General features: G+C 70.7%; 2 protein-coding genes. One reads left to right on the top strand and one right to left on the bottom strand.

Annotated elements, in window-relative coordinates; translation table 11 throughout:
• Positions 1-53: 53 nt before the first annotated feature.
• The gene (locus tag J1M36_RS09465) at positions 54-785 is read right to left on the bottom strand and encodes a hypothetical protein (protein WP_206479168.1); all 732 of its coding nucleotides are present in this window, start codon (positions 783-785) and stop codon (positions 54-56) included.
• A 281-nt stretch (positions 786-1,066) separates the two neighbouring features.
• Between J1M36_RS09465 and J1M36_RS09460 the strand changes: the two genes are divergently transcribed.
• On the top strand, positions 1,067-1,492 hold a 426-nt coding region (locus J1M36_RS09460; protein ID WP_206479167.1), incomplete at its 3' end, for a DUF3662 domain-containing protein.

Below are 1,492 nucleotides of genomic sequence, written 5' to 3'. Positions count from 1 at the left end.
AGATGGGTATAAGAGACAGGGGCAAGACGGTATGTAAGCGGCGCCCCGGGACGTCAGCGCGCGGTGACGCTGCCGTCCTGCACGTTGACCGTGTACTCCCTGTCCCGGTTGTCGATGTCGAGCTCAACTTCCCAGCGCACGACGTCGTCGTCCTCGTCCAGGGAGGCCTCGTCCAGCACCTTGGTGCCCGACTCGGACTCGGCGGACTCGAAGACCCGCTTGATCGCGTCCTTCGCGCCCACGGCCGCGGCACGCAGCTCGGCCACGTCGTCCTCGTCCGCGCGGCCGTCCGCACGGTCCTCCTGGACGTTCTTGCCCGTGCCGTCCACCGTGACCTGGTGGGCGTTACCGTCCGCGATCAGGTCCACCTCGAACTTGTCCGCGCGGCGGTCGTAATCGATCTCCACCACGTCACCACCCTGGTGCTGGGCCAGCGCGGAGTCCACGGCGGCCAGCGCGGCGGCCTGCCCGCCGTTGACGGCCGCGCCGGACGCCGAACCGCTCGGGCTCGCACTGCCGGACGCGCTGCTCGTGGGCGAGGCGCTGTCGGACGGCGAGGCGCTGTCCGTGGCGGACGCGGTGTCGGACGGGGATGCACCGGTCGCGTCGGGCATGGCCGCGTCCTGCGTGGTGCCGGTGGCCGCCGGGGTGGCGTCCCCGGCGCCCTGGGTCGCGTCGTTCTGCGCAGGGGCCTGGTTCTGGGTGGTGTTCCCGCAGCCCACGAGCAACGAGGCGCTCAGCAGTGCGGCGGAACCGAGGGTCAGGATCTTCTGGGGTCGCTTCATGGTCCCGAGTATCGCCCGCCCCGGGGGACCGGGTCGAGGGTCCGTCGGTAGAAGTCGCAGTGTGTTGACCACCCGCGCTGCACCGCGGTACGTCGCGACGCGCCGGGCCGGCCACCGCGTCCTACCCGGCCGGGCGCGCTCCCAGCGGGATCACGCGCGCTGTCACCGCCCACTCAGCCTGTCCGGCTACTATTCTGAACACTGTCCATGACCGTGTGTACCGCCGCCCCCTGCGGTCGCACGCCGCGCAGCGCCACTGGCTGACCGAGGAAGGAGGCGGGATGGGTTTCTGGACCGGGCTGGAGAACGGGATCGAGAAGGTGGTCCGCACCGCCTTCACCGCGGGTTCTCGCAAGCGGGTCGAGGCCGTGGAGATCGCAAGCGCCCTGCGCCGTGAACTGGACCAGGAGTCCTTCACCGTTCCCGCGGGCCGCACCATGGCACCCAACGTCTTCACCGTGGAGTTCTCCGACGACGACTTCCCCCGGGCCCAGGAATGGGGCGTCCAACTGGCCGAGGAACTGTGCGACGTCGTCATCCGTCACGCGCGCTCGCAGGCCTATACCCTGCAGGGCGCGGTGCGCGTGAGCTTCACGCGCCAGTCCGAACTCGAGGCCGGCCACTTCGACATCCTGTCCTCGTTCGAGCGCACAAGCACACCGGAGGTTCCCGCGGACGCCGGGACCTCCGCGCGCGCACCCCAACCC

Source organism: Kocuria sp. KRD140 (genome assembly GCF_017168375.1).
GTDB classification, from domain to species: Bacteria; Actinomycetota; Actinomycetes; order Actinomycetales; family Micrococcaceae; genus Kocuria; species Kocuria marina.
The sequence above is the reverse complement of the archived record's forward strand: the minus strand, read 5'-3'. Positions and strand labels throughout refer to the sequence as shown.